The organism is Saccharothrix coeruleofusca, from assembly GCF_017876325.1.
Lineage (GTDB): Bacteria > Actinomycetota > Actinomycetes > Mycobacteriales > Pseudonocardiaceae > Actinosynnema > Actinosynnema coeruleofuscum.
The window spans coordinates 3,095,173-3,107,876 of the sequence record NZ_JAGINV010000001.1; the positions used below are offsets into that span (position 1 = coordinate 3,095,173).

Consider the following 12,704-nt stretch of genomic DNA (forward strand, 5'->3'; position numbering starts at 1 on the left):
CCCGCATTGGGACCACGTTGCCGGTGCTGGTGGCGTGGTGCATCGCCCATACGGGCGCTGTTCTCACTCCACCGGGTGTCCCTTCGGGACGGCGATCAGCGCTGCCCGTTTCGGTGGGTGGCCGCCCTCGCGCGGCCGTGCAGGTCCTCCAGCGCGTCCAGGACCGTGGTCTGCTCGTGCCACTCCAGCCACTGCCCCGCCTGGCAGGCGATGTCGTCGAGCTGACCCCGCTCGACGGCCGAGGGCACGTGCTCGGCGCGGGTGTGGCAGGTGGACACCACGCCGAGGCAACGCCGGGAGGGCGCGAGCAGCGGCGTGCTCTGCACGGCCCTGATGCCCGCACCGAGCATGACCTCCTGCACGCGCTTGCTCGTCAGCACCGTGCTGTCCGCGATGTCGTGGAACACCACGCGGGTCCGGCGCTCCAGCGCCAACGCGCACGAGGTGCTCCCGCCGTCGACGTGGGCGAGCAGGTCGGCCAGCTCCGCGGTGAAACCCCGGTACCGCTCCAGCCGCAGCCCGCCGATACCGGTGTCGACCAGCTGCAGGTAGCCGATGGCGGTCGCGGTGCACGTCAGCGCGGTGTCCAGCACGGCGTCCAGCAGCGAGGGCAGGGTGTGCGTGCGGCGACGCCCCGAGGCGGGGAACATCGTCGCGGGCGCGGGGAAGCGCACCCGGTGGGGGAACCACAGCGCGGCCCCTCCCGTGGCCGGGGGCGGCGCGTTGAGCACGGCGGCGGCCACCATGCGCATCTTCAGGTTGTACCGCTGGGACGCTTCGCGCAGCAGGCGGCGGGCGGTGTCCTCGTCGGGCAGCCGGTAGCGCTCCTGGAGCACGCCCAGCGCGCGGGCCAGCAGCGGTCGGGTGCGCAGCTTGGCGCGCAGGTCGCCGATCTCGCGGCGCAGCCGGTGCAGTTCGTCGGGGGTCACGTCGACCACGCCCGAGTCGGCCGCGCGGTAGAAGGTCCGGCGCAGGGCGGCGGCCTGCGCGCCGACCGCGTCGTCGAGCTCGTCGTAGGTCTCCAGGACGTCGGCGACCCTGACCGCGCGCAGCACCCGCCGCACTTCGGCGCTGGCCACCAGGCGCAGCCTGCGGGCGGTGCCGGAGAGGCGGTCGGCGATCTCCAGCAGGACGCGCACGCCCGCCGCGGTGATGAGGCCGACTTCGCTCAGGTCGAGGATGACGTCGCCGCCCTGGGTCCCGACGAAGGCGGTGAGCTCGGTCCGGAACGACGTGCTGGCCTCGGCGTCGATCTCGCCGATGACCACCAGGACACCTTCCGCGGCCGGGTGGGCGGACGGTGTCTGCCGTAAGTTGAGCCTGCGGGACGTGAAAGCCATGCGTCACCCTTCCACGCTGCCGGGTGCGGCGCGACACCCATCACACTGCCGGCTCCGCGAACTGCGGGTAGCCCCAGGGGTTCCGGCGGCGCAACGGGCGTGCGCCCTTCGGGTGAAGCCGGTTCCGGTGCCGCGGGGACGCTCGGGTCGCCGCCTCCGGGATTGTCGATGAGGATGACTCTCGGGACGTGCGGGAGGTGACCGGTGGCGCGTGCGGCGAAGGCGGTGGACCGCCTGCCTGATCCCGTCCCGCCGATGCTCGCCGTGCCGGGCGAGCCGCCCGCCGGGCGCGGCTGGTCGGTGGAGTTCGCGTGGGACGGCTACCGCGCGGTGGCCCACTGCGCGGGCGCGCGAGTGCGCGTGCTCGGCCGCAACGGGCTGGACCTGCTGGGCCGGTTCCCGGAGCTGGGTGTGCTGCCCGAACTGCTGTGCGGGCGCACCGCGGTGCTCGACGGCGAGATCGTCGCGCTGGGGCCGGACCGGCGGCCGGACTTCCGCCTGCTGCAGCAGCGCACCCGCTCCGAGGCGGGCATCCGCGCGCTGCGCCCCGCACCGGCCGCGTTCTACGCCTTCGACCTGCTGCGCCTGGACGGGCGGTCGCTGCTGGAGCTGCCCTACACCACCCGGCGGGCCGTGCTCACCGGGCTGGAGCTGCCCGGTGAGCACGCCGTGCAGGTGCCGCCCAGCTTCCCCGACGCCGACCCGGCGACCTTGCTGCGGGTCGCCGGGCAGCACGGGCTGGCGGGCGTGGTGGCCAAGCTGTCCTCGTCGCGCTACGAACCCGGCCGCCGCTCGGCGGCGTGGGTGCAGACCACGTTGCGGCGGACGCGGGACGTCGTGGTGGGCGGCTGGCGGCCGGACCGGGGAGCGCACCCGGACACCGTGGGGTCGTTGCTGCTGGGCGCGCACGGCGAGACGGGGCTGGTCTACGTCGGGCAGGTGGGCACCGGGTTCGCCGACCGGCTGCTGGGTGATCTGGACCGGTGCCTGGCGCGGCTGGAGCGGCGCACCAGCCCGTTCACCGAGCCGCTGCCGGACGGGCTCGGCCACGGCGCGCGCTGGGTCCGGCCGGTGCTGGTGGGCGAGGTGGAGTTCGACCGGTGGAGCGCTGAGGGGCGGCTGCGGCGCCCCTGGTGGCGGGGTCTGCGGGCCGACCGCGACCCCGGAGAGGTCCGCCTGCCCTGACCCGCTCACCGGCCCGCCAGCACCGGGGAGCCGGGACGCTGCCGGGGGAAGGAGGGAATGCCCTCGCGCTTGCGCCACTCGGCGTCGCAGGAGCGGCAGGTGGGCCAGCAGCCGTCGGGGAAGGCGGGCGGGGTGACGCGGGGTACGGTCACCGGCACGCCGCACAGCGTCCGCCCCCGCTGGTCCGCCGTCAGCGCGTCGGGAATGGCGTGGCGGAGCCCTTCGTGGGGCAGCCACCGGAATTCGCGGATGCCCATGGGACCACCCCTTCCCGGTACGCGCGGAACTCCCGCACCGAAGCCAGCGAGAGCAACTTATCGCCGATAGTTATCGCGGCGGTATCGTTCGATCGAGTAGAGAACCGCACTACGCTGTGTGCCGCTTCCCCTCCGTCCGGCCCAGTCCCCTCACCCGCAGGGAGCAGCACCCCCCATGGTCGACAGCCCGCATCCCGGTCCGCTCTCCAGCACGGTCCAGGCGTGGGAGCTGGGACTGCGGTTGCGCGAGCACCGGGAGCGGTTGGGGCTGACCGCGGCGCACGTGGGCCGCACCACCGGCATCGGCGGGACCAACCTGTCCGCCATCGAGGCGGGCAAGCGCAGGTTGACCGCCGCCAAGCTGCGCGACCTCGTCGCCGTCTACGACCCGCCCCCGGACGAGCGGGCCGAACTGGAGGCGCTGCGGGAGCAGACCGACCGGCGCGGGTGGTGGCACGACCAGGGCAGGCTGCACACCGAGGAGTTCCTGCGCCTGCTCGGGCTCGAAGCGGGCGCCCACCGGGTCCGCGAGTACGCCCCGGACCTGGTGCCCGGCCTGCTCCAGACCCCCGACTACGCGCGGGCCGTGATGAGCGCGGGCACCCCCTACATCCGACCGGTCGACGTCGAGCCCCGGCTGCGGACCAGGCTGGCGCGGCAGGCCCGGCTGGAGGGCGACCAACCGCTCGGGCTCGACGTGGTGCTCGGCGAGGCCGCGCTGCGGCAGTGGATCGGCGGCCGGACGACCATGCGCCACCAGTTGGCCCACCTGCTGGAGGTCATCGACGGCAGGAGCGGGCACGTGCGCGTCCGCGTGGTGCCGTTCACCGCCGGGGCGCACCCGCTGCTGGGGGCGCCGCTGATGATCCTGTCCTTCCCCTCCCCCAGGTTGCCCGACCTGGTGTGGCAGGAGACGGCGATCAGCGGTGTCGTGGTCGACAAGCGGCAGGTGATACTCGAATCCGCCGCCGGTTTCGACGAGACCTTCAACCGGGCCCTGGACGAGAGCGCCTCCCGCGCCCTCGTCGCCGAGGTCCACGACGAGATGGAGCGGCCCTGATGCCCCACGCCTGGTCCCCCGGCTCGCGCGGCTGGTTCAAGAGCAGCTTCAGCTCCGCCTCCCAGGCCTGCGTCGAAGTCCGCTTCGACGACCACCCCGACGGTCGGGTCAGCATCCGGGACGCCAAGCACCGCGGCCCGCTGATCACCGTCGACGCCCGGCGGTGGACGGCTTTCCTGGAGCTGGCTCGCGCGGCCTGACCGGTAGCGCGCACCGGCCCCGCGCCCCAGACGGGGGCGCGGGGCCGGTGGCCGCGTTCTCAGACCGCAGCCGCGGGGGCGGCCAGCTCGGTGAAGCTCTGGGCGCTGTGCGCGGGCATGTTGAGGTACTTGGTGTCGAACCAGCGGGTCGCTTCCACGGTGATCGACACCGGCCTGCCACCTTCGACGGTGACGGCGTCGATCGACCGGTACCGGTGCGGGGCCATCGGGTCGCTCGTCGGGCTGTGGTTCTCGGCGATCCTGGTCAACTCCACCCAGGTGCCCCACCGCAGCTCGTAGTCGGACAGCCCCTGCACCCCCGTGACGTCCAGCACCAGCTGGTAGTCCGGCTGCCAGGTCATGTAGTGCGCCATGTGGCTCTCCTGCGACGTGCCGAAGAGCTGGTAGCGGGGCCGGGCGGGCGGCGTCTCGGTGGGGTCGAACTTGCGGTTCTGCAGCACGGCCTCGATCCAGACGTCCAACCCCGTGGCGACGACCCTGCGCTTGCCGAAGTCGTTGCCCGGCAGCTGCCAGATCTCCGCGGGGAAGGAACCCTGGTCGATCAGGTCCGGCAGCAGCATCTTGTGCGACTCGGGGTTGACCACGATGACCGGTGACGACGGGTCTTCGGCCAGTGCGTCCAAGTACTTCTCACGCGCGTCCTGCCCGTTGCCGTCCAAGCCCAGCACCAGCCTGAGGATGACCTGGTAGGTGTGCTCGGGCATGTTGAACATGGCCAGGTGCGCACCGTGCACGTCGGTGCGGCCCATCAGGACGAAGCCGTGCTGGTCGGGCTGTGGCTCGCGCTGCGTGGACATACTCGTCCCCTCTCCGGGCTAGAAACCGTTGCCCCAGGTGCGGACCAGGGCCAGGCGGGACACGTCGGGGGTCTCCGCGGAGCCGTCGACGTAGGTGATCAGGTCGACACCGCCGCGCCGGGCGCGTTGCACCGGGATCTCCGGGGCGGTCCGCAGGTCCTCGACCAGGCTGTCGACCAGTTCCCTGGTCACGTGCGGCATCACGTACAGGTGGGCGTAGTCCACCACGGTCCCCGACGAGGTCTTCAGCGGCACGGTGGCCAGCGAGTACCGGTGCACGATCTCGTCCGGTGGCTTCATGAACCGCACGGACAGCGACAGCGGGGTACGCGCCGCCGCCCACCTCTCGCCCAGTTCCCCGATCCTGGCCACCGCGTAGGCGGCGACCTCCTCGGCCTCGACGATCATGTCGACCTGGGTCTGCTCGGAGTGCCTGGCCAGGAAGTCCCACATGATCAGCGGGGAGAAGGCGTTGCGCGAGCCGCCGAAGGTGGTGTCCGGCGAGCCGATGACCGCGGGCTGGTCCGGCGGCAGCATCTGCAGGTTGGCCTTGGTCATGAAGATGCCGCACGGCCACGGCGCACCGGGGTACTTGTGGCCGCTGGTGACGATCGAGAACACCTCGGGGACGCGGAAGTCGAACAGCGGCAGCGCGGCGTCCTCGTCGATCCGGCCCGCGTCGATCGCCTTCTCCAGGAACGGCGCGTAGGTCGCGCCGAGGGCGCCGTCGACGTGGATCCAGTGGCCCGCGCGCTCGTCGACCAGCTCGTTGCCCTGCTCGTCGCGACCGTAGCGGACCTTGCGCTTGTCCAGGCCGTACTTGGCGAAGATCGGGCGCAGGGCGTCGCAGACGGCGGCCACGTCGTCGTAGGCGCCCTTGAACGTGCTGCCGTAGTTGAGGTTGATCAGGATGGGGTGGCCCATGCTGGCGAAGAACTCCACGAGCTTGGTCAGCGCCGCGATGTCGATGCTGCCCGGCCCGTCGTCGCCGCCCTCCGAGGGCACCTCGTGGTCCCACGGCTGTCCGGGGTTGAGCGGGTTGGCGTGCGGGTACTTCTTCGTGCCGAGCTCGTAGAAGCTCGGGATGCCCAGCACCCGCATGGCCTTCGCCACCGAGTAGTGGGTGTCGTGGGAGTAGAAGCCCACCGGCGAGTAGGCGTTCTCGTTGTCGGCGGGGACGGTGTCCTGCACCCACATGTACTGCGCCAGGCCGTTCGGGTCCGGCTCGCGCATCAGCGTCTTGCCCGACAGGTAGTCCCTGGCGTTCCACAGCGCGTAGTTGTTGCCCTCCGACGAGCCCATGGTGAGCACGTAGCCCCAGTAGGCGTCGGGGGGCATCTCGCCCCTGGAGTTCTTGGTCCTGGGCTTGGCGTGCCAGATCCTGGCGTAGTAGTCCAGCACGGCGCGCTCGGCCCAGCGGGTGTGCAGGGTGAAGTGCGACGCTTCGAACGGGTCGCCCACGTTGTTGAAGTGGTAGTCGAGGAACCTGGCCATGTCCGCGTGGTAGCTGAAGCCCTCGTTGGTCTGGTAGCCGAGGAACTCGGCGCGCTGCTGGGCGAAGTAGGCCTCCAGCTTGTCCAGCGCCTTCTTGCGGTCCGCCTCGGGCAGGCCGTCGGGAGGGAGCCGGAACTCGTCGTCGGTGGGCTGGTCGGCGCTGACCGCGCTCGACCGGTCGACCGCGGTCTTGGGCCCCTTGGTGGTGGTCATGGTCGCCTTTCTGTCGTGGTCGCCTGCTCGCAGGCGGGCAGCCCGCAGCGCCCCCGCTCGCACGCGGGGGTGCGGGGCGGCGGGGTTCAGGGACGGGTGAGCGCCTGGAGCAGCAGCGCCTCGGCGAGCGTCATGCGCTCCAGCTCGGACCGGCTCACGCTCTCGTCGTTGCCGTGGATGTTCGCCCTGGGCTCCTCGCAGCCCCACAGGACGATGTCGGCGTCGGGATTGGCCGCCCGGAACGCGGCGACCAGCGGAATGGAACCGCCCTGCCCGGCGTGCTCCACGGTGGCGGTTCCGTAGGCCTCGCGCAGCGCCTGCTCGATCGCGTCGTGGTGGGCGCCGCGCTGCGCGACGAACCCGGTCCCCCGGCCCACCGCGGTGACCTCCACCTCCAGCCCCCACGGCGCGGCGCCGACCAGGTGGGCGCGCAGCGCTTCCAGAGCCGCTCCCGTGTCCTGGTCGGGGGCCAGCCTCATGCTCACGCGCGCGCGGGCCGCCGGGCAGAGCACGTTCGTGGCCGCGTCCATGCCGGGCACCCCGCTCAGGCCCACCACGTTGATCGACGCCCTGCCGTAGAGCCGCTTGGCCAGGCTGTCCTCGGGCGCGCCGATCAGCGCCACGCCGGGCAGCACGCCCGCGTCGGCGCGGAAGGACTCCTCCGACACCGCCGACCATGGGTAGTCCTGGTCGGCCAGACCGGGCACCGCCACCGCGCCGGTCTCCCGGTCCAGCAGCGTGGACAGCACCTGCACCAGCGCCATGAAGGCGTCCGGCGCGGGCCCGCCGTACATCCCGCTGTGCACCGCGCGCCGCAGCGTGCGCAGCTCCACGTCGACCACCGCGATGCCGCGCAGGGTCGAGGTCAGGGTGGGCGCGCCCAGCCGCAGGTTGCCGGTGTCGGCCACGACCACCACGTCGGCCTGGAACCGCGGGTCCTCCGGGTGCTCGGCCAGGTACTGGTCCAGCGTGCTCTCGCCGGTCTCCTCCTCGCCCTCCACCACCAGCTTGAGGTTCACCGGCGCGTCCGCCGCCTGCTCCAGCAGTGCCCTGACCGCGCCGAGGTGCATCACCACGCCGGACTTGTCGTCCGCCGCTCCCCGCCCGTAGAGCCGGGTGTCGTCCCCGTCGGGCACCTCCTTCGGGGTGAAGGGCTCGGTCACCTGCCACTGCGCGGCGTCGGCGGGCTGCACGTCGTAGTGGGCGTAGAGCAGCACCGTCGGCGCGCCCGCGTGCTTGCGCTCGTCGGCGTACACCAGCGGGGCGGAGGTGCTGCCGCCGTGCTCGATGGTGATGACGTCCGCGCTGCCCAAGCCCGCTGCGCGGAACAGCTCGGCGACCCGGCGCGCGGTGGCGGCCAGCGGTTCGGCCGGGCCCGCGCTGACCGACCGCAACCGGACCAGCTCGCTCAGCGTCCCCCACAGCTCGGGCAGCATCCCGCGGACCGATTCCCGGACGCCTTCCCCCGACGAGACAACGGTCATCCGACTCCCCTTCCCTCCACTGCGGACGATGTCGGACCCGGAACTCATCGTGGCAGCGGGCAACCAGGTCCGACAGGCCCGCGCGAGGGGAAGCCCCCATTGAGTGAGATGCTTGACCGACAAGGAAAACCCCTCGATCGGGAGGTTTCGCCGCCTGCGGCGCGGCCCCGTCCCCGGCCGGGGGACCGCCCGGCCGGGGACCTCCGCCACCAGGTGACACTCCGATGAACCCGCGGCCGCACGTAGTCTCGAACCATGCGAACACGACCCACGTTGAGCTGGACGGCCACGGGCGCGCCGCTGCCGCGGACGACCAGCCTGGACGAGGTCGTCCCGGTGGTCGCGCGGGGACGGGTGCTGGTGCTCAGCGGGGCGGGGCTGTCCACCGAGTCCGGCATCCCCGACTACCGCGGCGCCGCGGGCAGTCTGCGCAAGCACACCCCGATGACCTACCAGGAGTTCGTCGACAGCCCGGACGCCCGCCGCCGGTACTGGGCGCGCAGCCACCTGGGCTGGCGGACCATCGCCAGAGCCCGGCCCAACGACGGCCACCGGGCGGTGGCGGCGCTGCGCGCGGCGGGCCACCTCTCCGGCGTCATCACGCAGAACGTGGACGGCCTGCACCAGGCCGCGGGCACGTCCGACGCGGTGGAGCTGCACGGCAGCCTGGACCGCGTGGTCTGCCTGGACTGCGGGCGGACCAGCCCGCGCGAGGAGCTGGACCGCAGGCTGCGCGCGGCCAACCCGTCGTTCGAGGGCGAGGCCACCCGGATCAACCCCGATGGCGACGTCGACCTCGACGAGGGGCAGGTGCGCGGCTTCCGGGTGGTCGGGTGCGCGGACTGCGGCTCCGGCGTGCTCAAGCCGGACGTCGTGTTCTTCGGCGAGAACGTGCCGCCGGAGCGGGTGCGGCGGTGCTACCGGCTCGTCGACCAGTCACGGGCGCTGCTGGTGCTCGGCTCCTCGCTGACGGTCATGTCGGGGCTGCGGTTCGTCCGCCACGCGGCCAAGGCGGGCAAGCCGGTGCTGATCGTCAACCGCGGCCAGACCCGTGGCGACGCCTGCGCGACCGTGCGCGTGGACCTGCCGCTGGGACGGGCGCTGACCGACCTCGTGGCGCAACTGGCCGGGAGCGGGCTCAGCGGTACAGGGCTTCCAGGAGCGGCGTCCACCGCGGGTCCGGTCCCGCCGGGCTGATCAGCACGCGGTTGGTCACGTAACCCAGGCCGATGCCCAGGTCCGGGTCGGCGAAGGCGAGCGAGCCGCCCGCGCCGGTGTGGCCGAAGGCGCGCGGGTTGGGCGCGAACGGCCGGACCTCGTTGGGCAGCATGTAGCCCAGCCCGAACCGGGTGCGCCCGCCCAGCACCTCGTCGGGGCCGTCGCTGCGCGGGGCGGTGGCCCGCGCCAGCACGTCGGAGCCGAGCAGGTCCGCCAGTCCGCCGTGCAGCGCGGCCAGCGCGCGGGCGGTGGCGTGGCCGTTGACGGCCGGGATCTGCGCCCGCCGCGCGGCGGGCGTGTTGATGGCGCCGGGGACGAGCAGGTCCGCCGGGTTGGTGAAGGCGCGCAGCGCCACCGGGCCGGGGGCCGGTGCGACGCCCGCGCTCCCCTCGGGCGGCAGCACGGACGCGGCGCGGCGCTCGGCGTGCGCGGGCAGCCCGATGTGCAGGTCGGGGCCCAGTTCGGCGGTGACCAGGTCGCGCACGGAGGTGCCGGTCGCCCGTCGCAGCACTTCGCCGACCAGCCAGCCGAAGGTCACCGCGTGGTAGCCGTGCCGGGTGCCCGGCTCCCACCACGGCGGCTCGGCCGCCAGCGCGGCGGTCATCGCGTCCCAGTCGTAGGCGCTGCCCTCGGGCATCGGGTCGCGCAGGGCGGGCAGCCCCGCCCGGTGCGCCAGCAGGTCGGCGACCGTGGTGCGGGTGCGGAACGCGGGCCAGTAGGCCGACACCGGCGCGTCCAAATCCAGCAGTCCGCGGCGCACCAGCACGTGGGCGAGGGTCGTGACCAAGCTCTTGGACACCGAGAAGACGTTGACCACGGTGTCGCGTTCCCACGGCAGGGTGCCCGCTTCGTCGCGGGTGCCGTGCCACACGTCCACCACGATCCGTCCGCCCGCGGTGATCGCCAGTGCCGCCCCGCCCGCACCGATGCCTTCGCGGAACGCCTCGACCACCGGTCGGAACGCCGGGTCGCACAGCATCCGCGCCACCTCCTCGGACAAAATGCTCAACCTAGGTTGCACAACCATGGTTGAACATGTCAGCCTCCCGCCGTGGCGTCAACCCCCGACCGCGACCTGCCCCTGCTGCTGACCGCGCTGGCCGCGGAGTGCGACGCGCGCGTGCGCGCCCGGATGGCCGAAGCCGGGCACGGCGAGGCCCGCACCGTCCACGGCTACGTCTTCCAGCACCTGCTCACCGGCCCGGTGCGGGTGACCGACCTGGCCGAGCGGCTGGGCATGACCGCGCAGGGGGCGTCGAAGGTGGTCGCCGAGATGGAGCGGGTCGGCTACGCCGCGCGCCGCCCCGACCCGAGGGACAGCCGTGCCCGCTTGGTCGAGCTGACCCCGCGCGGGCTGGCTGCGGTCGAGGCGGGCCGCGCCGCCCGCGCCGAGGTCACCGCCGAACTGCTGGGCGCGCTCGGCCCGACGGCCGGTGAGTTCCTGACGTCGCTGGGCGGGCTGGCCGAGCGGACCGGGGCGCTGCGCGAGCTGCTGGCCCGCCGCCTGCGCCCCCGGTGACCGGCCGCCGGATCACCCGCCCGCGCGGTCGCCGCGGAACTCCTCGAACAGCTCGGGCAGGTAGGCCAGCAGCAGTTCCAGCGTGCCGAACGAGCCCGAGACCGGGTCGAGCTCGGCGTGGGCGTAAGCGACCTGGCAGCCCTCGTAGGACGGCACGGGATTGCCGACGTCGGTGAACCAGTCCACGAACGGCACCCGCCGCAGGGGCAGCACGGGGTGCACCAGCACCCCGTGCACCAGCAGCAGGTCCAGCACGGCCGGGCGGTTGCGCAGGGTCCACCGGTAGAACTCGGAGAACAGGAAGAAGCGGCGCTCCACGGCGGTGGGGCGCAGTCCGCGCACCCGCTCGGCGAGCACCACGCCGTGATCAGTGGCGGCCTGCTCGGCCTCGCTCCACGCCCGGTCGTGCGCGGCGCGCTCGGCCAGTTCGCCGCGCCGCAGAGCGATCAGGTAGTCCGCCCACTCCGCCGAGCCGGGGTTGCCGAACCCGTCGGTCGAACGGCCCAGCGCGATGGCGACGCCGCGCTCGATCCCCTCCAGGATGCCCGCGTCGACGTGCGAGACCCAGGTGCCGGGGGCGCCCAACCCGCGATCGCGGAAGAAGGCGATGACGCCTTCGACGTTGCGCCACCGGTCGGTCGCGCCGAACACCGCCGCCGGACCGCGTTGCAGGGCGCGGAGCAGTTCCAGCCGCTCGTCCATGGCCATGCGGTCGATCTCGGCCGCCGTGCAGTCGAGCGCCGCGGCGCAGTCCGCGGGACTCCGGGCAGCCGCCGAAGCCGTGCCGGGCGCGGGCAGACCCGCGAGAAGAGCGACGACGATGAGCCACCCCAGGCGCTTCACCGGATCAAGCTAACCACCCGACGTGATCAGGAAGACCTCAACCACTCGGGCGGCTTAACACGATCGAGTTACGCAGTGCCACCTGGCCGGGTACCACCGGGGCAGCGGAAGACCTGGGAGGAGCCCGATGACCCGGCGTGCCACCACAGCGCTGACCACAGCGCTGACCACAGCGCTGACCGTCCTGCTGACCGGCTGCGCCGCCCTGCCCGGCGGTTCACCCGCCACCAGTGCCGGCCCATCGGCGGCGCAAGCCGCCCAGCGCGTCCCCGACGGCACACCGGACGCCGCGACCGCGCGGACCCGGCTGGCCCAGCTGCGGGTGGCCGCGCCGGGCGGGCTCGACGGCTACGTCCGCGACTGCGACGACGGCGCGGCGTGCGTGTTCGGCAGGCCCTGGGTCGACGTGGACGGCGACGGGTGCGACCAGCGCAGCCAGGTGCTGGCCCGCGACCTGACCGGGGTCACCCGCAAGGAGGGCCGGTGCGCGGTCAACTCGGGCACCTTGCTCGACCCCTACACCGGGGAGACGGTCACCGGCGTCTCGAAGATCCAGATCGACCACGTGGTGCCGCTGGCCGAGATGTGGCGCGGCGGCGCGGGCTCCTGGCCAGCGGAGCGGCGCACCGCCGCCGCCAACGACCTGCGCAACCTGGTGGCCGTGCAGGGGAAGGTCAACCAGGCCAAGGGCGACCGGACACCGGACGAGTGGATGCCGCCCAACCCCGCCTACGCCTGCGCCTACGCGCGCGTCTACGTCGGTGTGAAGGCGATCTACGACCTGCCCACCACCGACCCCGAGCGCTCGGCGCTGGACCGGGCGCTGGCCACTTGCGGGTGAGGTGGGGCGGCCCCGGCCCCCAGGTCACCCGGGGCCGCCTTCTGGCGCACCCTGCCCGGCCGGTCGTGCAACCCCCTTGCCGATCGTTGGAATCCGCTGGTCGGGTCAGTCCCGGGAGGTAGCGGGCGGTGGACGGGTCAGACCTGCTGGGCGAGGTGGCGGCCTACCGGTCGCAGGACCGCGATGCCGAGGCTGAGGACGTCCAGGTGCGGCTGGACGGGCTGGCGCGCTA

General features: G+C 73.3%; 13 protein-coding genes. 6 read left to right on the forward strand and 7 right to left on the reverse strand.

The features are described 5' to 3' along the window. Window positions 1-95: 95 nt before the first annotated feature. Window positions 96-1,340, reverse strand: a complete 1,245-nt coding sequence (locus JOF41_RS14065; protein ID WP_189226774.1) for an ANTAR domain-containing protein — start codon at window positions 1,338-1,340, stop codon at window positions 96-98. Window positions 1,341-1,544: 204 nt separating this feature from the next. Here JOF41_RS14065 and ligD point away from each other — a divergent pair, with 204 nt between their 5' ends. After that, entirely contained in the window at window positions 1,545-2,525 is a 981-nt protein-coding gene (ligD, locus tag JOF41_RS14070) for a non-homologous end-joining DNA ligase (protein ID WP_307867408.1), read from the forward strand. Window positions 2,526-2,530: 5 nt separating this feature from the next. Here the strand turns inward: ligD and JOF41_RS14075 are convergent, their stop codons facing one another. Continuing rightward, complete coding sequence (locus JOF41_RS14075) at window positions 2,531-2,782, reverse strand: HC3 family zinc finger protein (RefSeq protein ID WP_189226773.1); 252 nt, start codon at window positions 2,780-2,782, stop codon at window positions 2,531-2,533. 175 nt (window positions 2,783-2,957) lie between these two features. Between JOF41_RS14075 and JOF41_RS14080 the strand changes: the two genes are divergently transcribed. After that, on the forward strand, window positions 2,958-3,842 hold the full coding sequence (locus JOF41_RS14080) for a helix-turn-helix domain-containing protein (protein WP_209619386.1): 885 nt from the start codon (window positions 2,958-2,960) through the stop codon (window positions 3,840-3,842). Continuing rightward, window positions 3,842-4,042: a DUF397 domain-containing protein gene (locus tag JOF41_RS14085; RefSeq protein ID WP_189226772.1), complete on the forward strand. Its 201-nt coding sequence runs from the start codon at window positions 3,842-3,844 to the stop codon at window positions 4,040-4,042. Before JOF41_RS14080 ends, JOF41_RS14085 begins: the two co-directional genes overlap by 1 nt. Window positions 4,043-4,101: 59 nt before the next feature. Here the strand turns inward: JOF41_RS14085 and JOF41_RS14090 are convergent, their stop codons facing one another. The 3 genes from JOF41_RS14090 to JOF41_RS14100 all read right to left on the reverse strand — a co-directional run bounded on the left by JOF41_RS14090 (window position 4,102) and on the right by JOF41_RS14100 (window position 8,051). Continuing rightward, entirely contained in the window at window positions 4,102-4,860 is a 759-nt protein-coding gene (locus tag JOF41_RS14090; protein WP_189226771.1) for a hypothetical protein, read from the reverse strand. Between the two features lie 18 nt (window positions 4,861-4,878). Further along, window positions 4,879-6,567, reverse strand: coding sequence for a PLP-dependent aminotransferase family protein (locus JOF41_RS14095; RefSeq protein WP_189226770.1), 1,689 nt, complete (start codon window positions 6,565-6,567; stop codon window positions 4,879-4,881). Window positions 6,568-6,653: 86 nt separating this feature from the next. Next, complete coding sequence (locus JOF41_RS14100) at window positions 6,654-8,051, reverse strand: M20/M25/M40 family metallo-hydrolase (RefSeq protein ID WP_189226769.1); 1,398 nt, start codon at window positions 8,049-8,051, stop codon at window positions 6,654-6,656. A 255-nt stretch (window positions 8,052-8,306) separates the two neighbouring features. Here JOF41_RS14100 and JOF41_RS14105 point away from each other — a divergent pair, with 255 nt between their 5' ends. Continuing rightward, entirely contained in the window at window positions 8,307-9,248 is a 942-nt protein-coding gene (locus JOF41_RS14105) for an NAD-dependent protein deacetylase (RefSeq protein ID WP_189226768.1), read from the forward strand. On the opposite strand, the gene JOF41_RS14110 is transcribed toward JOF41_RS14105, so the two are convergent. After that, complete coding sequence (locus JOF41_RS14110; protein ID WP_209619389.1) at window positions 9,190-10,269, reverse strand: serine hydrolase domain-containing protein; 1,080 nt, start codon at window positions 10,267-10,269, stop codon at window positions 9,190-9,192. The two genes, JOF41_RS14105 and JOF41_RS14110, sit on opposite strands and share 59 nt — an antisense overlap. A gap of 51 nt (window positions 10,270-10,320) precedes the next feature. Here JOF41_RS14110 and JOF41_RS37015 point away from each other — a divergent pair, with 51 nt between their 5' ends. Then, the gene (locus tag JOF41_RS37015) at window positions 10,321-10,788 is read left to right on the forward strand and encodes a MarR family winged helix-turn-helix transcriptional regulator (protein WP_209619392.1); all 468 of its coding nucleotides are present in this window, start codon (window positions 10,321-10,323) and stop codon (window positions 10,786-10,788) included. Window positions 10,789-10,800: 12 nt separating this feature from the next. Here the strand turns inward: JOF41_RS37015 and JOF41_RS14120 are convergent, their stop codons facing one another. After that, complete coding sequence (locus JOF41_RS14120) at window positions 10,801-11,631, reverse strand: hypothetical protein (RefSeq protein ID WP_189226766.1); 831 nt, start codon at window positions 11,629-11,631, stop codon at window positions 10,801-10,803. 127 nt (window positions 11,632-11,758) lie between these two features. Between JOF41_RS14120 and JOF41_RS14125 the strand changes: the two genes are divergently transcribed. Beyond that, window positions 11,759-12,472 (forward strand): HNH endonuclease family protein, encoded by a 714-nt coding sequence (locus tag JOF41_RS14125; protein ID WP_209619395.1) that lies wholly within the window; start codon window positions 11,759-11,761, stop codon window positions 12,470-12,472. Window positions 12,473-12,704: the final 232 nt, after the last annotated feature.